The 22308-nt window shown below is 70.7% G+C and carries 27 protein-coding genes; 13 read left to right on the top strand and 14 right to left on the bottom strand.

Features of this window, described 5'->3' with window-relative positions; genetic code table 11:
• Positions 1-82: 82 nt before the first annotated feature.
• The gene (locus ABT324_RS19640) at positions 83-526 is read right to left on the bottom strand and encodes a hypothetical protein (RefSeq protein ID WP_502949766.1); all 444 of its coding nucleotides are present in this window, start codon (positions 524-526) and stop codon (positions 83-85) included.
• A 179-nt stretch (positions 527-705) separates the two neighbouring features.
• On the opposite strand from ABT324_RS19640, the gene ABT324_RS19645 reads away from it, so the two are divergent.
• Positions 706-1092, top strand: coding sequence for a hypothetical protein (locus tag ABT324_RS19645; RefSeq protein ID WP_351179201.1), 387 nt, complete (start codon positions 706-708; stop codon positions 1090-1092).
• 46 nt (positions 1093-1138) lie between these two features.
• Here the strand turns inward: ABT324_RS19645 and ABT324_RS19650 are convergent, their stop codons facing one another.
• Positions 1139-1552, bottom strand: a complete 414-nt coding sequence (locus tag ABT324_RS19650; RefSeq protein ID WP_351179204.1) for a RidA family protein — start codon at positions 1550-1552, stop codon at positions 1139-1141.
• A 443-nt stretch (positions 1553-1995) separates the two neighbouring features.
• On the opposite strand from ABT324_RS19650, the gene ABT324_RS19655 reads away from it, so the two are divergent.
• Positions 1996-2454 (top strand): GNAT family N-acetyltransferase, encoded by a 459-nt coding sequence (locus ABT324_RS19655; RefSeq protein WP_351179207.1) that lies wholly within the window; start codon positions 1996-1998, stop codon positions 2452-2454.
• A 287-nt stretch (positions 2455-2741) separates the two neighbouring features.
• Here the strand turns inward: ABT324_RS19655 and ABT324_RS19660 are convergent, their stop codons facing one another.
• On the bottom strand, positions 2742-3761 hold the full coding sequence (locus tag ABT324_RS19660; protein ID WP_351179210.1) for an aldo/keto reductase: 1020 nt from the start codon (positions 3759-3761) through the stop codon (positions 2742-2744).
• A 148-nt stretch (positions 3762-3909) separates the two neighbouring features.
• On the opposite strand from ABT324_RS19660, the gene ABT324_RS19665 reads away from it, so the two are divergent.
• Complete coding sequence (locus ABT324_RS19665; RefSeq protein WP_351179213.1) at positions 3910-4506, top strand: TetR/AcrR family transcriptional regulator; 597 nt, start codon at positions 3910-3912, stop codon at positions 4504-4506.
• A gap of 19 nt (positions 4507-4525) precedes the next feature.
• Here the strand turns inward: ABT324_RS19665 and ABT324_RS19670 are convergent, their stop codons facing one another.
• On the bottom strand, positions 4526-5065 hold the full coding sequence (locus ABT324_RS19670; RefSeq protein WP_351179216.1) for a GNAT family N-acetyltransferase: 540 nt from the start codon (positions 5063-5065) through the stop codon (positions 4526-4528).
• A 470-nt stretch (positions 5066-5535) separates the two neighbouring features.
• Here ABT324_RS19670 and ABT324_RS19675 point away from each other — a divergent pair, with 470 nt between their 5' ends.
• On the top strand, positions 5536-6120 hold the full coding sequence (locus ABT324_RS19675; RefSeq protein WP_351179219.1) for an endonuclease/exonuclease/phosphatase family protein: 585 nt from the start codon (positions 5536-5538) through the stop codon (positions 6118-6120).
• Between the two features lie 56 nt (positions 6121-6176).
• Here the strand turns inward: ABT324_RS19675 and ABT324_RS19680 are convergent, their stop codons facing one another.
• Positions 6177-7163, bottom strand: coding sequence for a malate dehydrogenase (locus tag ABT324_RS19680; RefSeq protein ID WP_351179222.1), 987 nt, complete (start codon positions 7161-7163; stop codon positions 6177-6179).
• 449 nt (positions 7164-7612) lie between these two features.
• On the opposite strand from ABT324_RS19680, the gene ABT324_RS19685 reads away from it, so the two are divergent.
• Entirely contained in the window at positions 7613-8251 is a 639-nt protein-coding gene (locus ABT324_RS19685; protein ID WP_351179225.1) for a LysE family translocator, read from the top strand.
• Here ABT324_RS19685 and ABT324_RS19690 read toward each other — a convergent pair.
• The 3 genes from ABT324_RS19690 to ABT324_RS19700 form a co-directional block, all read right to left on the bottom strand.
• Entirely contained in the window at positions 8226-8513 is a 288-nt protein-coding gene (locus ABT324_RS19690; protein WP_351179228.1) for a YdeI/OmpD-associated family protein, read from the bottom strand. The genes ABT324_RS19685 and ABT324_RS19690 overlap by 26 nt on opposite strands.
• 71 nt (positions 8514-8584) lie before the next feature.
• On the bottom strand, positions 8585-9370 hold the full coding sequence (locus ABT324_RS19695; protein WP_351179231.1) for an SDR family NAD(P)-dependent oxidoreductase: 786 nt from the start codon (positions 9368-9370) through the stop codon (positions 8585-8587).
• 31 nt (positions 9371-9401) lie between these two features.
• A complete protein-coding gene (locus ABT324_RS19700) occupies positions 9402-10067 on the bottom strand; it encodes a CatB-related O-acetyltransferase (RefSeq protein WP_351179233.1) in 666 nt (221 codons plus the stop codon).
• A gap of 155 nt (positions 10068-10222) precedes the next feature.
• Between ABT324_RS19700 and ABT324_RS19705 the strand changes: the two genes are divergently transcribed.
• Complete coding sequence (locus tag ABT324_RS19705; protein WP_351179236.1) at positions 10223-10969, top strand: GNAT family N-acetyltransferase; 747 nt, start codon at positions 10223-10225, stop codon at positions 10967-10969.
• A 195-nt stretch (positions 10970-11164) separates the two neighbouring features.
• Positions 11165-12217 (top strand): tryptophan--tRNA ligase, encoded by a 1053-nt coding sequence (trpS, locus tag ABT324_RS19710; protein WP_351179239.1) that lies wholly within the window; start codon positions 11165-11167, stop codon positions 12215-12217.
• A gap of 44 nt (positions 12218-12261) precedes the next feature.
• Here trpS and ABT324_RS19715 read toward each other — a convergent pair whose 3' ends face one another.
• Both ABT324_RS19715 and ABT324_RS19720 read right to left on the bottom strand, forming a co-directional pair.
• Complete coding sequence (locus ABT324_RS19715) at positions 12262-12945, bottom strand: ABC transporter ATP-binding protein (protein WP_351179242.1); 684 nt, start codon at positions 12943-12945, stop codon at positions 12262-12264.
• Positions 12942-14009 carry an ABC transporter permease gene (locus ABT324_RS19720; protein ID WP_351179245.1) on the bottom strand — a complete coding sequence of 356 codons (1068 nt, stop codon included), beginning with the start codon at positions 14007-14009 and terminating at the stop codon, positions 12942-12944. Before ABT324_RS19720 ends, ABT324_RS19715 begins: the two co-directional genes overlap by 4 nt.
• Before the next feature lie 203 nt (positions 14010-14212).
• Here ABT324_RS19720 and ABT324_RS19725 point away from each other — a divergent pair, with 203 nt between their 5' ends.
• Both ABT324_RS19725 and ABT324_RS19730 read left to right on the top strand, forming a co-directional pair.
• Positions 14213-15421, top strand: coding sequence for a sensor histidine kinase (locus ABT324_RS19725; RefSeq protein WP_351179248.1), 1209 nt, complete (start codon positions 14213-14215; stop codon positions 15419-15421).
• Positions 15418-16053 carry a response regulator gene (locus ABT324_RS19730; RefSeq protein WP_351179251.1) on the top strand — a complete coding sequence of 212 codons (636 nt, stop codon included), beginning with the start codon at positions 15418-15420 and terminating at the stop codon, positions 16051-16053. The genes ABT324_RS19725 and ABT324_RS19730 overlap by 4 nt, the downstream gene beginning before the upstream one ends.
• A 12-nt stretch (positions 16054-16065) precedes the next feature.
• Here ABT324_RS19730 and ABT324_RS19735 read toward each other — a convergent pair whose 3' ends face one another.
• Positions 16066-16635 (bottom strand): hypothetical protein, encoded by a 570-nt coding sequence (locus ABT324_RS19735; RefSeq protein WP_351179437.1) that lies wholly within the window; start codon positions 16633-16635, stop codon positions 16066-16068.
• A gap of 112 nt (positions 16636-16747) precedes the next feature.
• On the opposite strand from ABT324_RS19735, the gene ABT324_RS19740 reads away from it, so the two are divergent.
• Together ABT324_RS19740 and ABT324_RS19745 are read left to right on the top strand one after the other, a co-directional pair.
• Complete coding sequence (locus tag ABT324_RS19740) at positions 16748-17470, top strand: 3-keto-5-aminohexanoate cleavage protein (protein WP_351179254.1); 723 nt, start codon at positions 16748-16750, stop codon at positions 17468-17470.
• Positions 17467-17868 (top strand): PaaI family thioesterase, encoded by a 402-nt coding sequence (locus ABT324_RS19745; RefSeq protein ID WP_502949767.1) that lies wholly within the window; start codon positions 17467-17469, stop codon positions 17866-17868. Before ABT324_RS19740 ends, ABT324_RS19745 begins: the two co-directional genes overlap by 4 nt.
• A gap of 7 nt (positions 17869-17875) precedes the next feature.
• On the opposite strand, the gene ABT324_RS19750 is transcribed toward ABT324_RS19745, so the two are convergent.
• Together ABT324_RS19750 and ABT324_RS19755 are read right to left on the bottom strand one after the other, a co-directional pair.
• Positions 17876-18742: an alpha/beta fold hydrolase gene (locus tag ABT324_RS19750; protein WP_351179257.1), complete on the bottom strand. Its 867-nt coding sequence runs from the start codon at positions 18740-18742 to the stop codon at positions 17876-17878.
• On the bottom strand, positions 18739-19377 hold the full coding sequence (locus ABT324_RS19755; RefSeq protein WP_351179259.1) for a TetR/AcrR family transcriptional regulator: 639 nt from the start codon (positions 19375-19377) through the stop codon (positions 18739-18741). The genes ABT324_RS19750 and ABT324_RS19755 overlap by 4 nt, the downstream gene beginning before the upstream one ends.
• Positions 19378-19569: 192 nt before the next feature.
• Here ABT324_RS19755 and ABT324_RS19760 point away from each other — a divergent pair, with 192 nt between their 5' ends.
• Both ABT324_RS19760 and ABT324_RS19765 read left to right on the top strand, forming a co-directional pair.
• Entirely contained in the window at positions 19570-20001 is a 432-nt protein-coding gene (locus ABT324_RS19760) for an Rrf2 family transcriptional regulator (RefSeq protein ID WP_351179262.1), read from the top strand.
• Between the two features lie 108 nt (positions 20002-20109).
• Entirely contained in the window at positions 20110-20289 is a 180-nt protein-coding gene (locus ABT324_RS19765; protein WP_351179443.1) for an SDR family oxidoreductase, read from the top strand.
• Between the two features lie 162 nt (positions 20290-20451).
• On the opposite strand, the gene ABT324_RS19770 is transcribed toward ABT324_RS19765, so the two are convergent.
• Complete coding sequence (locus ABT324_RS19770) at positions 20452-21366, bottom strand: aminoglycoside phosphotransferase family protein (RefSeq protein ID WP_351179265.1); 915 nt, start codon at positions 21364-21366, stop codon at positions 20452-20454.
• Between the last annotated feature and the right edge of the window lie 942 nt (positions 21367-22308).

Here is a 22308-nt window from a genome sequence, read left to right on the forward strand (position 1 = left end):
CGCAGCTCGCCGTGCACCGGGGCGGCGGCGGGCCGGGTCAGCGCATCCGCCAGGTACCACAGCAGTTCGTGCAGCTGGCGCATCACGGCGAAGGTAGCGCCTCGGTGTCCCGCAGCGCCTGCCGCAGCTCGCCGTGCACCGGGGCGGCGGCGGGCCGGGTCAGCGCATCCGCCAGGTACCACAGCAGTTCGTGCAGCTGGCGCATCACGGCGAAGGTGGTGAACATCTGCCCACGGCGCTGGGGATCCTGCCGCCAGTCGCGGCCGCCGAAGGTGTGCTGGGAGACCTTCTGCCCGGCGCCGAAGCAGTCGAAGACCGTGCACCCGGAGAAGCCCTCCTGGCGGAGGTGGGCGTGGATGCCGCAGGAGAAGTCGGCCAGCAGGTTGGTGCACGGCGTCCCGGCGTCCTTGTCGACGGCGAATCCCGCCGAGGCGGAGAAGGGCAGCGCCACGCAGCACAGCCCGAAGCAGCTGCCGCAGTCGGCGTGCAGCCCGAGGTCGACGGGAGTGCGGTTCTGGTGGGACAACGCGGCTGTGCTCCAGGTAGACGTGCGGATTGCCCCCATTGTCCCCGCCCCGGGCGGGCGGGGTGCCAGCCGGGTGTCGCGGACGACGTGCGCACGGGGCGGATTGGCTACGATTCAGGCTCCCCAGTGTGGTCCAGGTCGCACTCGCCGTGTGGCCGCGGGTTTGGGGTGAGGCTGTGGTGCGAGATGTCGAAGTCGCCCGCGAGGCCGTTCAGCAGCCCCTCGCGCGGGACGGGTGGAACGCGGCGACCGAGGTCGGCGTGGCGAGGCAGCAGGCGCACCGCCAACTCGCCGACGCCCGACGGCAGTGGGTGCTGGAGGTGGCGCGCGCGGCGCAGGCCCAGCGCGTCGACCTCACGCGCGCGGCCGAGCAGGCGCGTGCCAAGGTGCGGCAGCAACGAGCGGAGCTCGTCGAGCTGTGCCAGCGTCAGGCCGAGGAGCTGTGGACGCTGCGCGTCGACTCCGTGTGGCATCTGGCGGCTGCGCGGGACGACGCGGCGCGCCAGTTGGCGGCACTGCGGGACTCACCGTCCCCGGTAGTGGTCCCCGGTGGCGGGGTGCGCTGAGGACGGGTGTGACGGTGTGTCCCGTCCCTCAGCGCCACCCGTGGGGTCAGCTGGTCTTCAGCGCGGCCAGGGCATCGATCTCGACGAGCTGGTCGTCGTAGCCCAGGACCGTCACGCCGATCAGGGTGCTGGGCGGGTCGTGGTCGCCGAACTGGTCGCGCACGACCTCCCAGGCCGTGACCAGGTCCTGCTGGCGGGTGCTGGCCACGTACACGGTCGTCTTGACCACATCGGACAGTGCGGCTCCGGCTTCGGCCAGGGCGGTGCTCAGGTTGCGCATCATCTGGCGGGCCTGGCCAGCGTAGTCGCCGACCGCGACGGTGGTCCCGTCCTCGTCGAGCGGGCAGGCCCCGGCGGCGAAGACCAGGGGGGAATCGGGTGGCACGACGGCGCCGTAGGCGTACTCGGCCACATCGGACAGTGCTGCGCTGCGCAGCAAGCGGACCTCGTTGGTGGGCACGCAACCACGCTACCGGCTCCTCGGACGGGATTTCCGCTTCGTGGTGGGAAAACCGGTTGCTGGCGGTACTAGTCTGAGTTCGTCAGTCGATCGAGAAGACTGGTTGTGGAACGGGTGCTGCGGGAGGTGCGGGGGATCACCGGTCACGCCGGCGATGGCCGTTCGCCACCACCCTGGCCGACGGTCGCATCACGCGCATCGACCGCAGCACCCGGTGGACCGGCCCACGCGGGTGGTACTGCCCGGGCTGGTCAACGCCCACCTGCACCCGACCCCGGCGCTGCTGCGCGGCGTGGGTGTCGCTCTCGCGCGGCTACTGCTGGGCCTACCTCACCCGCCACCTCGCGGGGCCGCACCGCATGCCCGTATTGGAGCAAGCCCTCGACTCGGTGTGGTGACCCGGTCAGCGCCCGCTGTCGTGGCGGTGGTGTTGACTGGCGGTCATGACGACGCGGGTGGAGGACGCCACGACCGCCGACTGCGCGGAGCTGACGCGGATCGTGCGCACCAGCAGCGCCTACGAGGGGCGTTACCAGGCGATGGTGGCCGAGCCGGGACTCGACGCGGACTACCTCACCGCGCACCTGGTGCGGGTGGCGCGCGAGGACGGCGGGCGTGTGCTGGGCTTCCACACCGTGCTGGTCCCCGGTCGCGGCACTGACGGGGAGGGCGAGGTCGACTTCCTGTTCGTCGACGACGCGGCGCAGGGGCTCGGTCTGGGTCGGCTGTTGCTCACAGACGCCTGCGCGCAGGCCCGCGCGCGGGGGTTGCGGCGCCTGCATGTGGTGTCGCACCCGCCGTCGGAGGGCTTCTACCTGGCGATGGGTGCCCGGCGGGTCGGCGTGGTGCCGCCGGAGGGCGAGATCACCTGGTCCCGACCGCACCTGGCGTTCGACCTGTAGCGCGCCGATCACGCCCGAATCGCTTGCGGTTTTCGTCCCTGCGCGCAGGGCGGGGGGAGAGCGGCTCGAAGGCTTGCACGACGCCGACAAGCGCCCGGGAACTCACCAACCTGGGAGCACGGACGCGGGTTGTCGGAAGTGCTGGTCGAACCGGGTAGCTGTTCGCGTTCGCCAGTCGTTTGGTGACTGCTCTCCGGCGGGGCCAGCGAGGACGACTCCTCGCTGGCCCCGCGCGCCACGGCTTGGGTGTTGCGGGAGGGGATGTGGAGCGCTCCTGCGGGCGGCGTCTAGCGGCGCCGGAGTGACGGGTCGAGCAGGGCGGGTGGGGTGTCGAACTTCTCGTGGGCTGCCAGGTCGGTGCCGGGGGCCACGATGGCATCGATGGCGTCGAGCACGTCGGCGGGCAGCACGGTGTCGGCGGCGGCCAGTTGCGAGCGCAGGTGTTCCAGCGTGCGGGGGCCGATGAGCGCGCTGGTCACTGCGGGGTGCGCGGTGGTGAATCCGAGCGCGAGCTGGATCATGGTCAGGTTCGCCTGGTCGGCGAGCTTGGCCAGCTGCTCGACGGCGTCGAGCCGGGCCCGGTTGGCGGGCAGGGCGGTGTCGAAGCGTTCGGGCATGAACGTGGAGCGGTGGGTGGTGATGTCCTGTCCGGCGCGGACCGCGCCTGTCAGCCAGCCCGAGGCCAGCGGGCTCCACACCAGGACACCGAGCCCGTACTGCTCGGTCACGGGCAGCACGTCGGCTTCGATTCCCCGCTGCAGGATCGAGTAGCTGGGCTGTTCGGTGACGTAGCGGCTCAGGTGGTGTTCGCGGGCGGCCCACTGGGCTTGCACGATGCGGTGGGCGGGGAAGGTCGAGGAGCCGAAGTAGCGGATCTTGCCCGCGCGCTGCAGGTCGGTCAGCGCCGAGAGCGTCTCCTCGTCGCTGGTGCTGGGGTCCCACCGGTGGATCTGGTAGAGGTCCACGTGCTCGACGCCCAGGCGGCGGAGGCTGTTGTCCAGTTCGGTGACCAGCCAGCGACGGGAACTGCCCCGGTGGTTGCGCTCCTCTCCCATGGGCATGCCGGCCTTCGTGGCCAGCACGATGTCGTCGCGGCGGTGGGCTATGGCCTTGCCGACCATCTCCTCGGACTCGCCGCCGCCGTACATGTCGGCGGTGTCGATGAGGTTGATCCCCGCCTCCAGCGCGACGTCGACGATGGCGGTGGCCTCGTGCTGGCTGGTGCGTCCGATGGCGCCGAAGTTCATCGCGCCGAGCGCGAGGGCGCTGACCTGCACACCGGTGCGGCCCAAGGTGCGGTACTGCATGAGTTTTCCTCCATCGCGGGTGGTGCCGAGGGGGCGTGGCCTGGTCGGCGGGTTCATGCCCTGGCACCATGAACAAGCGGAACGTTGCTCCGGTAAAGATACGGAACCTCGTTCCGCTTAGCAAGCTTGATCCTGGAGGAGCAAAGTGGTGCACGACAGCGACGGCGCGGGGCGCGCGTCCCGGTCCAAGCGGGCGGACGCCCGGCGCAACGAGAAGACCCTGCTCGACGCGGCCGCCGCGGTCTTCGTCGCCTCGGGCGTGGAGGCGCCGGTGCGCGATGTCGCAGCCAAGGCCGGGGTCGGAGTGGGCACCATCTACCGCCACTTCCCGACTCGGGCGGACCTCATCATCGCGGTCTACCGGCACCAGGTCGAAGCACTCGCCGAAGCCGGGCCGACCCTGCTGGCGACCAGCGCGACCCCGCACGCCGCGCTGGGGCAGTGGATCAACCTCTTCGTGGACTTCCTGGTCACCAAGCACGGGCTCGCCGCGGTGCTGAAGTCCGACAACGCCGGTTTCGACGCGCTACACGCCTACTTCCTCGACCGCCTGGTGCCGGTGTGCACCCAGTTGCTCGAAGCCGCGGCCAGTGCGGGTGGGATCCGGGCCGAGCTGGGGGCGTATGAGCTCATGCGGGGAGTCGGCAACCTCTGCATCGGCGCCGACCACGATCCCGACTACGACCCACGTCGACTCGTGGAGCTGCTGATCGCGGGTTTGGGCGAGCCGCGCCCTCAGCCGTGACGGGCGGCGGTCGCGGGACTCAGCGGGTCAGGCGCCAGACGACCTCGATGCCGGACTCGCCGGGGCGGGCGGGCAGGCGTGGTGGGCTGTGGCGGTCGACGCAGGTGTAGCCGAGGCGTTGCGGGATGGCCTGGCTGGCGGTGTTGGCCGCGTCGTGCCAGATCTCGACGTGGTCGACACCGGGCAGGGCCAGCGCTTGGTCGGTCAGGGCGGCGGCGCTGGTGGTGGCCAGGCCGCGGCCGGTGTGGCCGGGGTGCAGCCAGTAGCCGATCTCCAGGCCGGTGGGGCCGATGCGGCGTTCCAGGGCGATGCAGCCGGCGAGGGCGCCGTCGACGGTGATGGCGTAGGTGAAGGCCTTACCGGTGTGCCAGTTGTCCTGGCACTGCTGGAGGAACTGGGCGGCGGTCTCCAGGCTGTAGTCCTCGGTGGCCCAGGGCAGCCAGGGGCTCAGGTGGGGCAGGGCTTGGGTGACCACGCGGTGCAGGTCGGCGAGGTCGGTGCTGCGCCAGCGCCGCAGTACCGCGGTGTCCAGGGGGATCTCCTCAGCGGGGCGGTCCATGGACTGATGCTGCTGGTCGGGTGTGGTCGGTGGCAACCGGGTTGTTCCCGGCTGTTGTCCGCCAGGTGGTGGAGGGCGCGGCGGGGGGTGGGCATGATGATCCCCCCTGCAGATACGAATAGCTTTCATGTCCCTGGTGGTGGCGTTGAGCGGCATGGCCACCCCGTCGGCGGCGGCCGCTCCCGCCACCGACGGGCCGCGGATCGCCAGCTACAACGTGTTCATGCTGCCGCGCTCGCTGTACCCGAACTGGGGGCAGCTGCAGCGGGCCGACCTGCTGGCCTCCGAAGGGGTGCTGCAGGGCCAGGACGTCGTGGTGGTGCAGGAGGCCTTCGACAACGAGGCCTCGCAGCGCCTGCTGGCCAACCTCGCCGCGGACTACCCGCACCAGACCCCGGTGCTGGGGCGTTCCCGGGACGGCTGGGACGCCACGCTCGGGTCCTATTCGGACACCCGCCGAGGACGGTGGGGTGGCGGTGCTCAGCCGCTGGCCGGTGGCCGAGCGCGTCCAGCACGTCTTCGCGCCGGGCTGCGGCGCCGATGCGGCGTCCAACAAGGGTTTCGCCTACACCCGCATCGACTCTCCCGGCGGCCCGGTGCACGTGATCGGCACCCACCTGCAGGCCGACGACCCGGCCTGCGGGGACCGGGCGCCGGGGGTGCGGGCCGCTCAGCTGGGCGAGATCGCGCAGTTCGTCGCGGACCGGGCGATCCCGGCCGAGGAGGCGGTGGTCGTGGCCGGGGACCTCAACATCGACGCAGCGGCCGAGGAGTTCAGCGCGGCACTGGCCACCTTGGGCGCGACCGCACCAACACCCATCGGGCACCCCGCCTCCTACGACCCGGCGACCAACTCGGTGGCCGCGGACCAGGCGCCGGGCTGGCCGGGGCAGCAGCTGGACCACGTGCTGCCCCTGGCCGGGCACGGGGCGCGGCAGTGGGTGGCCGAGACCCGCGCGGTGCACTCGCCGGAGTGGTCGGTGACCTCGTGGGGCCAGACCTACACCTACACCGACTTCTCCGACCACTACCCGGTGCTGGCCCACCCGGCCTAGAACGCACTGCGGGGCCGCACCTGGCTTACGCAGGTGCGGCCCCGAGCGCCTCGGGCTCAGATCAGGCCGAGCTTGCGGACCGCGTCGCGCTCCTCGACCAGCTCGTTGACCGAGGCGTCGATGCGGGCGCGGGAGAACTCGTCGATCTCCAGGCCCTGCACGATCTCGAACTTGCCGTCGCGGGCGGTGACCGGGAAGGAGGAGATCAGGCCCTCCGGCACGCCGTAGGAGCCGTCGGAGACCACCGCGGCGGAGGTCCAGTCACCCTCGGGGGTGCCGTTGACCCAGGTGTGCACGTGGTCGATGGCGGCGTTGGCGGCCGAGGCCGCCGAGGAGGCGCCGCGGGCCTCGATGATGGCCGCGCCGCGCTTGGCGACGGTGGGGATGAACTCGTCGGCCAGCCAGGACTGCTCGACCTGCTCGGCGGCGATCTTGCCGCCGACCTCGGCGTGGAACAGGTCCGGGTACTGGGTGGCGGAGTGGTTGCCCCAGATGGTCAGCTTCTTGATCTCGGTGACCGGCACGCCCAGCTTCTGCGCCAGCTGGGTCAGGGCCCGGTTGTGGTCCAGGCGGGTCATGGCGGTGAACCGCTCGGCGGGCACGTCCGGGGCGTGGGCCTGGGCGATCAGGGCGTTGGTGTTGGCGGGGTTGCCGACCACCAGCACGCGCACGTCCTCGGCGGCACCGGCGTTGATGGCCTCGCCCTGCGGCTTGAAGATGCCGCCGTTGGCCTCCAGCAGGTCACCGCGCTCCATGCCCTTGGTGCGGGGGCGGGCGCCGACCAGCAGCGCGACGTTGGTGCCGTCGAAGGCGGTGCGCGCGTCGTCGCTGATGTCGATGCTCTGCAGCAGCGGGAAGGCGCAGTCGTCGAGCTCCATCGCGGTGCCCTCGGCCGCCTTGACCGCCTGCGGGATCTCCAGCAGGCGGAGCTTGATCGGGGTGTCGGGCCCGATGAGCTGACCGGAGGCGATCCGGAACAGCAACGCGTAGCCGATTTGACCGGCCGCACCGGTGACGGTCACGGTGACGGGAGCTTTGGTCATGAGGTTTCGTTCTCCTGCTCGCCGGGTGATTGCCTAGCCGGATGCTATCCCCAGCGCCGCGGTGCCGCGGCGGGCCGGCCACGGATCACAGTGGACCCGCTGCGGGACCGATTCAGCCTCCCGGGGCATCACCACAGGCGGGGTGGTGCACCACGGCGGGGTGCTCGAGCGGCTCACCGACCGGGGACCGGGGGTGGGCTGGACGGGCTCGCGTCCGCACCGACCCCACCGGAGCCGGGCCCTCTCGCCGCAGGTGGGGCCCGGATCACCGGCTGGCGCCCCAGGCCGGAACCCCCTACCACCACGACAGGGGTGGAACGCGGTCAGCTGGCACCCACCACCCTCCCACCTGGTTCGAGCACCGGGGCCGTGCGGCCAGGTCCGCGGGATTGGCTGTTCGCCGCACTGCCCGGGCCGCTTAGCGTCACCGGCACGAGTGGAGGTGACGCGTGGTCGGTGTCGGTGCGGTGGCGGGGATCGCGGTGGTGGCGCTGGGCTTGGTGCTCACGCCGGGTCCGAACATGGTCTACCTGGTGTCGCGGTCAGTCACGCAGGGTCGGCGGGCTGGCCTGGTGTCGCTGGCCGGGGTGGCGGTGGGTTTCCTGGTCTACGCCACGGCGGCCTCGGCCGGGATCGCCGCGGTGTTCACCCTGGTACCCGCCCTGTACACGGCGGTGCAGCTGGCCGGAGCGGGCTACCTGCTGTGGCTGGCCTGGCAGGCGCTGCGCCCGGGCGGGGCATCGGCGTTCACCCCGGCGGAGGTGCCCGCGCACCCACCGGGCCGGTTGTTCGCGATGGGACTGGTGACCAACCTGCTCAACCCCAAGATCGCGGTGCTCTACGTGACGTTGCTACCGCAGTTCGTCGACCCGGCGCGAGGCGGGGTGGCCGCGCAGAGCCTGGTGCTCAGCGCGGTGCAGATCACGGTCGCGGTGTCGGTCAACGCGCTGATCGTGCTCACCGCCGGGTCGGTGGCGGGGCTGCTGGCGCGGCGACCGGGGTGGCTGCGGGCGCAGCGCTACTTCATGGGCGCGGTGCTGGCGGGCTTGGCGGTGCAGTTGCTCAGCAGCCGGGCCCGTCCGGCGTGAGCCCGGTGCGTTCGCGGTGCTTGCAGCCCGGCCAGCAGCATGGACGGCGTTTGCCCTCGACCAGCTCTTCCCGCGTGCGGCGGATGCGGCGTTGGCGGGTGGCCTGCTGCTTGGCGTCCTGGACCCAGCAGATGAACTCGTTGCGGGCCAGGGGCGTGATGTCGTGCCAGGCCGCCAGCGCGGTGGCATCGGCGAGCAGCGCCTCGCGCAGGTCGGCGGGCAGGTCGTGCACCACTCCACCAGGGAGGGGCTGACTGTTCACACCAGCCACGGTAGCCCAAGCCCGCCCGCCGAGCTGCTGTCATGACGGTGCGCCACCCGCACCTCGGCGGGTCAGAGCATGCGCTTGCCGCCACCGGCGTAGAGGGTCTGGCCGGTCAGCCAGCGGGCCTGGTGCGAGGCCAGGAACACCACCAGGTCGGCGATGTCGTCGGGCCGCCCGACCCGACCCAGCGGGCTGAGCTCGGCCGCGCGGGCGGTGGCGTGCTCGGACAACCACCCGGTCTGCACCGGGCCGCAGGCGATGATGTTGACCGTGGTGCCCGCGGACCCGAGCTCGGCCGCCGCCGACCGCGACAGCGACTCCAGCGCGTGCTTGCTGGCCAGGTGCGAAACCTCCCCGGCAGTGCCGGGCACCGCGTCGGTGGAGATGCTGATGATGCGCCCCCAACTGGCCCTGCGACGCAGGTGGCGGCGGTGGAACTCAGCGATCAGCAGCGCCGGGGCACGGGTGTTGACCGCGTGGTGGGCATCCAGCCCAGCCGCCTCCACAGCGACCAACCCACGCACCGGATCAGCCCGGAAGGTGTCCGGGACGTGGTGCGCGGCGTTGTTGACCAAGATCTCCACCGGCCCGAAGCAGCCCTCGGCGTGCTCGAAGACCACCCCCGCCGCACTCGGGTCGGCGAGGTCCACGGCCACCGAGTCCGCCTCGACCCCGTCAGCGCGCAGCGCATCGCAGACGTGATCAGTGGGCTCCGGGGGAGTGCGCGGCCGGGAGACCAGCACGACCTTGCACCCCTGGCGGGCCAGCGCGCGGGCGGTGGCCGCACCAATGCCCAGCGGACTGTCGGCACCGGTGATCACCGCGACCCGACCACGCAGCCGGGGATCGATCAACAGCGTGTCCTCTCCAGTTGTGCCAGGCGGCTCAGTCGACCAGCAGCCCCTCGCGGCGGGCGACCGCGGCCAGCTCCTTCGGATGCCCGGCCATGATGGTGCGCACGTGCTCGGTGATCGCCGCCACCGGCCAGTCCCACCAGGCGATGCGCTGCAGCAGCTCAACATCGTCATCGTAGAAGCGGCGGCGGATGACCCGCGCCGGATTGCCCCCGGCGATGCCGTAGGCGGGGATGTCACTGGTCACCACCGCACCGGTGGCGATGACCGCGCCATCACCGATGCGCACCCCCGGCATGACCGTGGCGTCCCGACCGATCCACACATCGTTGCCGACCACGGTGTCACCCTTGCCGGGCAGCGCGGTGACGATGTCGAGGGTGGCCTCGGCCCAGTCCCCACCGAAGAGGGTGAACGGGTAGGTCGCACAACCGACCATGGGGTGGTTGGCAGCGGGCATGATGAACCGCACCCCGGTGGCCAGCGCGCAGAAGCGCCCGATGCGCAGCTTGGCCGGGCCGTGGTGGTAGAGCACGTTGCGGGTCTCGAACTCGGCCGCGCCCTGCGGATCGTCGTAGTAGGTGAACTCGCCGACCTCGATCAGCGGTGAGCTGACCACTGTGGACAGGAACGCGACGTTGGTCAGCTCCGGCCGGGTGGTGGGGTGCACGCGGGTCGGATCGGGTGTGTTGGGCATCGCGGATCTCTTCTCGAGCGGTGCGGCCGGTGTGCAGGTCCAGGGTGGTCCCGGTGCAACAGCCCGCACCACCACCAGCACCAGTTGATCTTAGCGTCCCGGACGCGCGCGGAAATTGATTGCCCAGCCCACGGAAGCGGTGTAGACCTGGGCGGGTGCTGAGAGAGAACGGCGCCCCCGCAGGCGCCGCAGTGGTGCGCCAAGGCTCGACGACGATCTCCTACGCCCCAGTGACCGGCGTACCCCGCACAGCCCGCCTGCTGCAGGCCAGTGGCCCAGCGGTCCTCGAAGTCCTCACCGCGGAACTACCCGGCTGGCACCTCCTGGTCACCGAAGACCAAGGCCGGCACCTGGTGCGAGCCGGAGCACGCGTGCACCGCCACGCCGCCACCATGCACCGCGACCTGCGCCGCGACCCACCCCCACCGCACAGGGCCCACCAGCAACCCCCAGCCCCGCTGCGCGCGGTGCCCTGCGACCGGCCCGCCACCGCAGTACTGCCCGCCTGGCGCGCGGCCTACCCACCACAGCACCCCGACGGCTCACCCAGCAGCGACCAGCAACTGATCAGCGAAGAACTCCAACCCCTGCTCAGCGGACGAGTCCTGGGCCCCCTGCTGGACAGCAGCGCACTCATCGTCAACGCCGCCGACGAAGTCGTCGCCGGAATCGTGGTCAACGACTTCAACGGCACCGCCTGGATCGGCGACCTCTTCCGCCACCCCGACCCCACCTGCACCGGCCTGGGCGGCCTCCTGCTGCGCCGCGCCCTGGCCCGCACCGCCGCCCAGGGCTGGCCCGTGCTCGGACTGGCCGTCACCCTCGGCAACCCCGCCCGCCACATCTACGACAAGCTCGGCTTCACCACCGTGGAAACCTCCCTGAAACTGGCCTTGGACTGACCACCCCCACCACCGCGAGTACAGTGGCCCCCGTGATTCGCAGTTCGTGCCAGGCGTGGTGGCGCTCCGGATAGGAGCGGCCACCAGCACGTGCACGACATCGTCCCGGGCCGTTCGGTTGAACGGCCCGTTCTCGTCTCCTCCCACGACCACCGGGCGTCCCAGCCGAGGCCCCCGAGCAAGGTCGGGAGAACCATGACCAGCCCCATCGACACCGCACCCGCCCACCGCCGCAGCGCCGAACTCGAACAGCTCATCGCCCAACAGCCGCACCAGTTCCGCGTGCTCACCGGCGACCGCCCCACCGGCCCACTGCACCTGGGCCACTACTTCGGCACCCTGCACAACCGGGTGCGCCTGCAGCAGCAGGGCGTGGAACTGATGGTGATCATCGCCGACTACCAGGTGCTCACCGACCGCGACGTCGCCGAACACCTCCAGCAGCACGTCGAGGACCTGCTGCTGGACTACCTGGCCGCCGGCATCGACCCCCAGCACGCCACGATCTTCACCCACAGCGCCGCAGCCGCCCTCAACCAACTGCTGCTGCCGTTCCTGAGCCTGATCTCGGTGGCCGAGCTCAACCGCAACCCCACGGTCAAGGACGAGATCGCCCACTCCCGGCAAGCCGCGGTCAGCGGCCTGATGTTCACCTACCCCGCCCACCAGGCCGCCGACATCCTGTTCTGCAAGGCCAACCTGGTACCGGTGGGCCAGGACCAACTGCCACACCTGGAACTGACCCGCACCATCGCCCGCCGCTTCAACGACCGCTACCAACCGCTGTTCCCACAACCCGACGCGCTGCTCTCACCCGCACCACTGCTGCTGGGCACCGACGGCACCAAGATGAGCAAGAGCCGCGGCAACGCCATCCTGCTCTCCGCCACCGCCGACCAAACCGCCCGCCAGATCCGCGGCGCCAAGACCGACTCGCAACGCCACATCACCTACGACCCGCACACCCGCCCCGAAGTGGCCAGCCTGCTGCTGCTGGCCGGACTGTGCACCGGCCGCGACCCCCAACAACTGGCCACCGAAATCGGCGCAGGCGGCGCGGCCCAGCTCAAGAAGGTCACCACCGAAGCCGTCAACGAACACCTGGCACCACTGCGCGCCCGCCGCACCGAACTCGCCCGCGACCGCACCTACCTGCGCGACGTCCTCCACCAGGGCAACACCACCGCCAACGCCCTGGCCGAGACCACCCTGACCGAAGTGCGCCACGCCATGCACACCCACTACTGACCGGCACAGGGCCGCCGGAGCTTCCTCCGGCGGCCCCAGGCCGGTCAGCGGCGGGCCTGCAACGCACCCAACCGCCCATCACGCATCTCCACCACCTCATCCACCGCATCCAGGTACTCGGTGTCGTGGGTCACCACCACGGTCGCCACCTGGTGCTGGCGGGTGACCTCCGCCAGCAGCTCCACCACCTGCCGACCACGCTCGTGGTCCAACGCAGCAGTGGGCTCATCAACCAGCAGCACCGCAGGCCGCCCGCTGAGCGCCCGGGCGATGTTGACCCGCTGGCGCTCCCCACCGGAGAGCTGGTGCGGACGCCGATGCTGCTTGCCGTCCAACCCCACCGACGCCAGCAACTCCGCCGCCGCCCGCCGCTGCCGCCGCACCGACCCACCCCGCATGTGGTGGGTTGCCAGCACCTGCTCCACCGCCGTCAACGACGCCAACAAGTTCGGCTGCTGGAAGACGATGCCGACCTTGTCCAACCGCAACCGGGCACGCCCCGCCGCCGACAAACCCCCAGCATCCACCCCGTCGAGCACCACCCGCCCGGCATCCGGGCGCAACAGCGTCGCCGCCACCGCCAGCAAGCTCGACTTGCCCGACCCCGACGGCCCCACCACAGCCACCAGCTGCCCAGCCGCCACCCGCAGACCCACCCCGTCCAACGCGGTCAGGACCCGGTCACCATCGGGGTAGCACACACGCACACCACTCAGCTCAAGACTCATCGCGCAGCTCCCAACGCGGTCAGCGGGTCAACAGAGGTGATGCGCCGCACCGCCAGCGCAGCACCCACCATGCCCAACACGATCATCAACACCACCGGCAGCACGGTCGTGGCCGCGGTCAACTGGAACGGCACCACCTGCCCGGCAACCGCCCCCAACCCCACACCCACCGCGCCACCAAGCCCAGCACCCAGCAGCAGCACGACCACCGACTGCGCCAACGCATCCCGCAGCAAGTACCCAGTCGCCCCACCCAACGCCTTGAGCACCGCGATGTCACCACTGCGCTGAATCGTCCACACCGTCATGAACGCCCCGATGACCAACGCCGAGATCGCGTACAGCAACCCCTGCATCATCAACAGCGACCCGTTCTCCGAGGAGTAGGAACCAATACCGGCCAAGCTGCCCGCCACCGTCGCCGAAGCGGTCCCCGCCGCGGCATCCGCGGCAGCCGGATCCACGACATCAGCAGCGATCACCGTGGCCACCGACGCACCAACCTGCGGCGGCCGCACCACCGCCCAGGTCTCCAACGCCGCCCACGCCACCGGCGTGTGGCTGTAGAAGGAGTTCTCCACGACCCCGTCCACGGTCAACTCCGCGGTACCGGCCCGGACCCGCTGACCCACCGCCAGCCCGGCCTCCTCGGCCAGCTCCCGGCTGACCACCAACCCACCCGGGGCCACCGGCACGGGGGAGAGGTCCGCACCCGGCGCCACCCCGAACACCGTGGCCGCAGCACCCCCAACCGGGGTGTCCAACCGGGTCTGGGCGATGCCCAACGGCTCAGCCCACCGCACCCCGGGCGCAGCCCGGTAAGCGGCCAACTGCTCAACGGTGACCGAGGAATCAGCGAAGGACTCCTCCGGAGGCTGCCCCTCAGCAGCCCCGAAAGCGATGTGGGTGGCGGGCAGCTGCGTGATCGCCGAAGTGGACTGGTGGGCCAAGCCCGCGGTCAGTCCCGACAACAGCACGATCAGCAGCGTGATCAGCCCCACCACAGAACCCATGAGCGCGAACCGCCCCTTGGCGAAGCGGATGTCGCGGATGGCGAGGAACACGAGTGCTCTGCTTTCCGATCAGTGGACCAATGACGCCCACCAGCCTCCCCACCACAAGCCCGCCTGCCATCGCAACGCGGATCGACCTGCCCACGCCACCCGGTGCACACCCGGCTCAACCGAACGAACGATGCCGGACCACCCCGGCCACAGCTAGAAAGGTCCTGGTGAACACCCCCGCACCAGCGGCTAAGGTGACCGCAGTGCCCGACACCGCCGCCCCAACCACCCCAGGCCTGGCCACCGCCCTGCGTCTGGTCCGCCTGGCCTTCCACACCGGCTTCCTGCTGCTGCTGGCCATCGCCACCACCCGCGCCACCCTGACCCACCCCACCGGCTGGCCACCCATCGCCGGAGCCCTCGTGCTCACCGCCGTCTACAGCACCGGCGCCCTGCTGCGCCACACCCTGCACCACCGGTGGCGCGCCATGAGCTGGCTGGCCGCCGTCACCGCCGTCTGGGCCGCACTGCTGACGACCAGCCCCGACTTCGCCTGGCTGGCCTTCCCCCTGTTCTTCCTGCACCTGCACCTGCTGCACGGCCGCCACGCCCTGACCGCCGTCGTGGTCGTCACCGCCGTCGTGGTCACCGCCCAAGGCTGGCGCACCGGCACCTGGAGCATCGGCATGGTGCTCGGCCCCACCATCGGCGCCGGCGTCGCCGTCGTCATCACCTGGGGCTACGCCGCCATCTACGCCGAAACCCAACGCCGCCAAGCCCTCATCGACGACCTCACCCGCACCCGCGCCGAACTGGCCACCACCCAGCACCAAGCCGGCGTCGCCGCCGAACGCGAACGCCTCGCCCGCGAAATCCACGACACCCTCGCCCAAGGCCTCTCCAGCATCGTCCTGCTCCTGCGCGCCGCCGAAACCGCCCTGCCCGCCGACGCCGACAAAGCCCGCACCCGCATCACCGAAGCCCACCGCACCGCCGCCGACAACCTCGACGAAGCCCGCCGCTTCGTCCGCGACCTGCGCCCACCCTCGCTCAGCGACGCCGGACTCCCACAAGCACTCCAACGGCTGTGCACCAACACCGCCCGCGAAACCGGCACCCACTGCCGCCTGCACACCAACGGCACCCCCGTCGCCCTGCCCTCCAGCTACGAAGTCGCCCTCCTGCGCGCCGCCCAGACCAGCCTGTCCAACGTCACCCGCCACGCCCACGCCAGCACCACCGTGGTCACCCTCGGCTACCTCGACACCGAAGTCACCCTCGACATCTACGACGACGGCACCGGATTCGACCCCACCACCGTGCGCCCCGCCCCCGACGGCACCGGCTACGGCCTGACCGGCCTGCGCGAACGCATCACCGCACTGGGCGGATCCATGGCAGTGGAAACCGCACCCGGCGACGGCACCGCGGTGGCCATCCGGCTACCCCTGACCCCCGAGGAGATCCGGTGAAGGCCAACCCGCTGCGCATCCTGCTCGTCGACGACCACCCCGTCGTCCGCCGCGGCCTGCGCGCCATGTTCGACGACCAACCCGGCATGACCGTGGTCGCCGAAGCCGCCGACGGCCAAGCCGCCCTCAACACCCTGGCCACCACCGACGTCGACATCGTCCTGATGGACCTGCAGATGCCCACCGGCATAGACGGCGTCACCGCCACCCGCCACATCACCACCAACGGCGGACCACCCGTGCTGGTGCTGACCACCTACGACTCCGACGCCGACATCCTCGCCGCCGTCGAAGCCGGCGCCACCGGCTACATGCTCAAAGACGCCCCACCCGACGAACTCCGCCAAGCCGTCCACCTGGCCGCCCAAGGCCAAACCGCACTGGCCCCCGGCGTGGCCGCCCGCCTGCTCGGCCACCTGCGCCAACCCCAACCCGCGCTGAGCCCCCGCGAAGTCGAAATCCTGCAACTGCTGGCCCAAGGCCTGTCCAACCGCGCCCTGTCCAAGGCCCTGTTCATCAGCGAAGCCACCGTCAAGACCCACCTGGTGCACATCTACGACAAGCTCGACGTCGACAACCGCACCGCAGCCATCACCACCGCCCTGCAACGCGGCATCATCCGCCCCCGCTGACCCGCAGCCACCTCACCCCGCCCCGAGGTAGGCCCGCCCCCGCGCCGACAACCCGAACCCCGAACCCACCGGCTCCACCAACCCCAACTCCCGCAACCGCCACACATCCGACTTGCACCGCGACACCGGCCGGTTCTGCTCCGCGGCCAGCTCAGCCGCCCGAACACCCGGCCGCCGCCGCACCACCTCCAACACCTGCCGCGTCCACGGCCCCCGCGGCGCCGACACGTCCAACCGTGCCAACTCCCGATCGATCCCCGCCCGCTCGACCACCCCCAACACCACCGGATCCGGCACCACCTCCGGCGCAGGCCCGTCGAAGCTCAGCACCACCCGGTACACCTCACCCCGACCGTGCTTGTCCAACGACGACCGCAACCCCGCCGCCGAACCGAACCCGGCCCGCCGCGCATCAGCATCGGTCAGCTCAGCAGGATCAACCCGCACCACCGCACCAACACCGATCAACCCCACCGCCGTGCTCACCTGGCTGCCCGGCTCCACCAACCGGCTCGGCCACCGCAGGTACGCCTCGGTGATCTCCCCGGCAGCCACACCCCGCAGGATCCGCTTGCTCAACACCCCACCCACGCTAGCCGCCCCCATCCACCGATGGTGGGGCGGCGCTGCGAGATGATCACGAAACCAGCCCGCCAACTTCCGCACCCACGCCCCACCAGGGGAGAATCACAGCATGCTGCAGGTCTGCCTCAACGGCGCCCGGTCACCCCGCGAGCACTTCCACCTGCCCGTGCACCCGGAAGAACTGGCCAAAGCCGCCGCCGACGCGGTGGCCGCCGGAGCCACCGACATCCACCTGCACCCCAAAGCCCCCGACGGCACCGACAGCCTCGACCCGCACCTGGTCGCCGCCACCCTGCGCGCCGTGCGCGCCGCCGCACCCGGCACCCCGGTCGGCGTCACCACCGGCGCCTGGACCGCCCCCGACGCCGCAGCCCGCATCCAGGCCATCCGCGCCTGGACCGTGCTGCCCGACCACGCCTCGGTCAACTGGCACGAACCCGGCGCCGACGACATCGCCGCCACCCTGCTCGAACGCGGCATCGGCGTGGAAGCCGGCATCTACTCCGGCACCGACGCCGACCAGCAGTTCCACCGCTCACCGCACCGCGGACGGGTGCTGCGCATCCTCGCCGAGGTCACCGACCACACCGCCCGCGGCGCAGCCACCACCGCCGAAGCACTGCTGACCCGCCTGCGCCCCGCACCGGCCCCGATCCTCCTGCACGGCGAAGCCGCCGGAGCCTGGCCGGTGCTGGCCGTGGCAGCCCGCCGCGGTCTGGCCACCCGCATCGGCCTGGAGGACACCCTCGCCCTGCCCGACGGGCAGATCGCCGCCGACAACGCCGAACTCGTCACCGCCGCCACCACCATGCTCACCGGAGGAGCCGCGTGACCGACCACCAGCAGCTGATCGCGCTGATGCCCTTCGCCCACGCCCTCGGCGTGCACCTCACCGAAGCAACCCCGCACGAGGTCCGCGCCCACCTGGACTGGGCACCCCAGCACTGCACCGCGGGGGGAGCGCTGCACGGGGGAGCGGTCATGACGCTGGCCGACTCCGCGGGCGCGCTCTGCGCCCACCTCAACCTTCCCGACGGCGCCACCACCGCCACCACCGAGTCCAAGACCAACTTCTTCCGCGCCCTGCGCGAAGGCACCCTCCACGCGGTCAGCCGCCCCCTGCACGTGGGCCGCACCAACATCACCGTGCAGACCGAACTGCTCGACGCCACCGGCCGCCGCATCGCCCACACCACCCAAACCCAAGCCGTCCTGGAACCCCGGCCCTGACCTGACCTCAGTCCAGCCCGTCCAGGAACGACACGATCGCCTCGGCGACCGCATCGGGCCGGTCCAGCGGCGCCAGGTGCCCGGCACCACCGATCTCGGCCAGCACCGCACCCGGAGCCGACTCCACGGCCTGCCGCATCACCGCCCCGCTCACCAACGTGTCCTCCCGCCCGTGCACCCACAACGACGGAACCCGCAGCCGGGGCAGCTCCGGGATGTGGTTGAGCCGCATCCGCCGCGGCCCGTAGGCAACGATCTGCCAGTCGTCCAGCACGCGTTCACCGTGCTCGGCCTGACGCTGAGCCTCGGCCTCGCTCAACTCCATCAGCGCCTCGAAGTCGCGCGTGCCCTCGCCCTGGGAGAACGTCCGGATCATCGACCGCCGCAGAATCGACGGCGAGGCCACCCACCGCGCCGACCAGCGCAGCAGAGGAGAGCACTGCAACGACAACCACGTCAGCAACTGCATCGGCCGCTTGTCGTCCAGCCCGCCCGGGTTGATCGCCACCAGCCCGGCGACCCGCTCCGGACGCGCAAGGGCGTACCCGATGCCGATCCCACCACCCATCGACAACCCCACCAGCACGGCCCGGGGAACGCCGAGATGATCCAGCAACTCCTCGACGACCCGTTCCATCCGCGCCTGGTCCACCAGCCCCGACCACGGCCGAGACCCACCGTGTCGCGGCAGGTCGACCGCCACCACGCGCCGATCCCGGGCCAGCACCGGCATCAGGTGCCGCCAGGTCAGCTTTGCGGTGTCCAGCATCGCCCCGTGCAGCAGCACCACGCACGGCGCACCCACCGGCCCCGCCTGGTACACCCGCAACGGCCCCTGCGCCAGGTCGAGATCCTGGTGTTCGGCGAAAGTCATGCTTCTCCGATCTGCTCAGCGAGCAGGTCCAGCAACCGCGAGTGAGCCCGATGCGCGGCCACCGGATCACCGGCACCACCCACCTCCCATCCGGTGGCGACCAACTCGGCCATCAACTCCACCGCCTGGCCCAACTGCTCACCGCTCAAGGCCCCCACCGTCGCCGAGGTGTTCGCCAGGCCCACGGCAAACACCGACATCACCAACGAGGCCGCAGCCGGATCCAGATCAGCGCGCAGCAGCCCCGCCCGGCTCAGCTCGGCGACGTAGTCGGCCAGCCACTCCATCCGCGGCCGGTACCGCTGCGGCCCCTTCTCCCGCAGGTAACCGCCCAGCGCACCGTCATCGGCGAGGTAGCAGGCGAGCATGAGCTCATCTCCCAGCAGCGCCTCCAGCCCGAACCGGTATACCGCCGACAGCGACACCGGCTGCGCACTGCTGTCGACCCGGTCGCGCACTGCCTGCGTCAGCGACCGCGCGGAGCGCACGAGCAGCGCGTCCAGCAACGCCTCCTTGGACGGGAAGTCCAGATAGACCGCCCCTTTGCCGACTCCGGCGCGGTGGGCGATCTCGGCGATGGTGGTGCGCTGGTAGCCCTTCTCCAGGACGATCGCCCGCGTCTGATCCAGGATCACGTTCGCACGATCGGGAATGGTCGAACGGGGCACGGAACCTCCCCTTCGGTCGTAGTGACCTCAACTCTACATCTAGTCACTACGGCTGCGCTCGCAGCACCACCTGGACGACCGAGAGCTGCCCCGCGGGGCTTGCCGAATGTCGCTGTAACAAATAATGTTACGACCAGAGCGAGGGAGGCGGAGTACGACGTGAGTGCCAACAGCAGGCTGACCATCGCGGCGCACGCCCTCACGTGGATCGGGCTGCACCAGCGGCGCGGCCACAAGGTCGCCACCTCCGAGCAGATCGCGGGGAGCGTCAACACCAACCCGGTGGTGATCCGCCGCCTGCTGGCCGAGCTGCGCAAGGCCGGCCTGGCCGATTCGCAGCGAGGGGCGGGGGCGGGCTGGATGCTCGCGCGGGACCTGGCAGCGATCACCCTGCTCGACGTCTACCAGGCGATCGAGCCGGGGCCGGTCTTCGCCCTGCACCGCGCGACACCGGATCCCGGGTGCGTCGTGGGCCACGGCATCGGACCGGCGATGGCCGCCGTGTACGACGAGGTCGAGGCCGCCATGCGCAGGGAGCTGGCCAAGACCACGCTGGAGGACGTGCTCCGGGACGTCCTGAAAGCCTCCTGACCCCGGATCGTCGACTTTCTTCGATCGAGAGAACAAGTTCACACCCGCCGATGTAACAAAATCAGTTACGACAACGGGAGAGTCTCATAGGACAACTGACTCGGCGCGATCACCGAGGAGGAGTACGAGCGCACCACCTCGATCAATTTCAAGGGCACGATCTTCACCGTCCAGAAAGCGTTGCCACTGCTGCCATCCGGCGCCTCGGTGGTACTGCTCTCCTCCAGCTCGGCCCTGCGAGTAGCCCCGGGCCTGGGCGTCTACGCCGCCACCGAGGATCGGCCGTGACCACCGAGGAGGAGTCGGCCAGGGGAGCGGCGTTCACAGCCCGAGCCCAGCGCCCCACGCCACCGGTCGTGAGTGCGTAACAGTGTTCGAACACTGTTACGCACTCACGACCCCCTGAACCCCCGCTCGCCCTGCCCGCTTCACCAGGGGTGGACGGGGTTCCTAGTCCGCGCGTGCGGCGAAGTCGGTGAGGATCGCTTCGAGGCGTGCTCGGCACTCCGCGACGAAAGCGGGGAAGGTGTGCCAGTAGTAGGCGATCCCGCTGACGCCCACGGCGACCGCCCAGGCTCGGGCGCGGGCCCAGGGCACCTCGTCGAGTTCCGCAGTGTTCCAGTAGGCCCGGCGTGCTCGTGGAGGCAGGTCCCAGACCGCGGCGTGCTCGGCGTCGGGCAGACCAGTGGACAGACCGCCAAAGTCGATGACCGCGTGGAGCTTGCCATCCCGGACCAGGAGGTTGGTCGGCTTGAGGTCTCCGTGGAGCCAGACCTTGGGCCCGGTGGGCTCGGGCAGGGTGAGCGCGGCGCGCCACAACTGCTCCAGAGCATCAATGTCGAGATCGGAACCCACCAAGTCCCGGCAGTCATCCAGGCATCGGCTGATCCACGGGTCGCACGGCCGCAGGCTGCCACCGCGGTACCAGCTGAGCCCTGTGGCGTGAGCCGCTCCCGTGAGGTCGATGCTGTGCAGCTCCTGCACGATCACCGCCAGGTCCGTGCCGAAAGCAGCCCAGTCCTGGACGGTGTCGGGACCCGCTTCGGCACCGTCGATCCAGCGGAAGACGGACCAGGCGAGCGGGAAGGCATCGGTGGGTGTCCCGACGTGGACGACCTCGGGAACCGCGCAGGGGAGCAGGGGCGCCAACCGCGGAAGCCATTCCTGCTCCTTGCGCACGGACTGGGCCTTGTCGGCGGTCCGTGGGAGCCGCACCAGCAGATCTCGGCCCAGTCTGTGCAAGGTGTTGTCCGTGCCCGCACCGGCGGGCGCCAACGGCAGGTCGGCCCACTCCGGGCACTGCGCCTCCAACAGCGATCGGACCAGACCCTGGTCGACCGGGATCTCGTCCTCGTGCAAGGCCATCTCGGCAGTCTCGCGACCAGGCAGCCAGGAGGCCAGCGGCTTTTTCGACCATCCAGCTCCAGTCCCGTTGGTGAGCTGGTGAGGGGAGTGGCACCGCGAATCGATCTTCACTGAACCGCAGCGTGTGGATCCGTGCTGACACGACGAGGCTTGTCGAGCGGCGGTCATGCGAGCAGCGCTCAGCATGCCGCTCCCGCACGGCCCGCAGGCAGGCAGCCGAGTGGGGAGTCGCCAGCAACGGGCGGCTTGGCCAACGCCGCGCCAGGGAGCGCACCGGACCTACGACGGTCATCGGGACGCGGAGGAGGGGCTGGACGACTGCTCAGCCCAGTTACTTAACATAATGTACATTATCGGCGTTACTTTGACCTGCGTTCATGAGGCCGAAGGGGCCCGCTGCGAGCCCTTGATAAGTGCTACGCGTGCCGTGTCGACGTGCGCCCGCACATCTGGCGCGGCTGTCGCCGGCGAGCGTTCGATGTTGCGGGCGGCTGGCGCTCGCCGGGCCAGACGTGCGGCCGCCGTGTCGCGTCAGTGCGGTGCGCGGTCCGGTCGAATCTCGATTGGTGGCGGACCGCGGCGGCGCGACCCCTGGTTGGTCGAGCCGGATACGCTCTGCCGAACCCGGTCCCACCAACTATTAACGTCACTGTGACAAAACCAGGGTGATGGAATGGGACGCTCATCAGTGGTGTTGGTGGATGTCGACCGACGCTTCATGATCCACAAACCGTGAGGTCGCTCCGATGATGCCTGGCTGGGTCGGCCTCGACGGCGTGGTTCTTGCGCGGTACGCGTCTGCGTCGGCTGATTACCCACCGGCAAGCATGCGAACGCTGCGCACGCCAAACGGACGTGATGTGCGCAGCAGGCAACGCGGCCTGAGACGAGCAGGGCATCCCTCGATCCCCCAAGGGTGGCGCCCTCCTCCGACTCGGCGCC

This window comes from Saccharopolyspora sp. NPDC000359, from assembly GCF_040300525.1.
Taxonomy (GTDB): domain Bacteria; phylum Actinomycetota; class Actinomycetes; order Mycobacteriales; family Pseudonocardiaceae; genus Saccharopolyspora.

What these genes read in the sequence shown, in the direction of transcription:
- ABT324_RS19655 (WP_351179207.1), top strand. Translation starts at nt 1,996, where the DNA reads ATGACGACGCGGGTGGAGGACGCCACGACCGCCGACTGCGCGGAGCTG.
- ABT324_RS19660 (WP_351179210.1), bottom strand. Translation starts at nt 3,761, where the DNA reads ATGCAGTACCGCACCTTGGGCCGCACCGGTGTGCAGGTCAGCGCCCTC.
- ABT324_RS19670 (WP_351179216.1), bottom strand. Translation starts at nt 5,065, where the DNA reads ATGGACCGCCCCGCTGAGGAGATCCCCCTGGACACCGCGGTACTGCGG.
- ABT324_RS19680 (WP_351179222.1), bottom strand. Translation starts at nt 7,163, where the DNA reads ATGACCAAAGCTCCCGTCACCGTGACCGTCACCGGTGCGGCCGGTCAA.
- ABT324_RS19700 (WP_351179233.1), bottom strand. Translation starts at nt 10,067, where the DNA reads ATGCCCAACACACCCGATCCGACCCGCGTGCACCCCACCACCCGGCCG.
- trpS (WP_351179239.1), top strand. Translation starts at nt 11,165, where the DNA reads ATGACCAGCCCCATCGACACCGCACCCGCCCACCGCCGCAGCGCCGAA.
- ABT324_RS19715 (WP_351179242.1), bottom strand. Translation starts at nt 12,945, where the DNA reads ATGAGTCTTGAGCTGAGTGGTGTGCGTGTGTGCTACCCCGATGGTGAC.
- ABT324_RS19740 (WP_351179254.1), top strand. Translation starts at nt 16,748, where the DNA reads ATGCTGCAGGTCTGCCTCAACGGCGCCCGGTCACCCCGCGAGCACTTC.
- ABT324_RS19750 (WP_351179257.1), bottom strand. Translation starts at nt 18,742, where the DNA reads ATGACTTTCGCCGAACACCAGGATCTCGACCTGGCGCAGGGGCCGTTG.
- ABT324_RS19770 (WP_351179265.1), bottom strand. Translation starts at nt 21,366, where the DNA reads ATGGCCTTGCACGAGGACGAGATCCCGGTCGACCAGGGTCTGGTCCGA.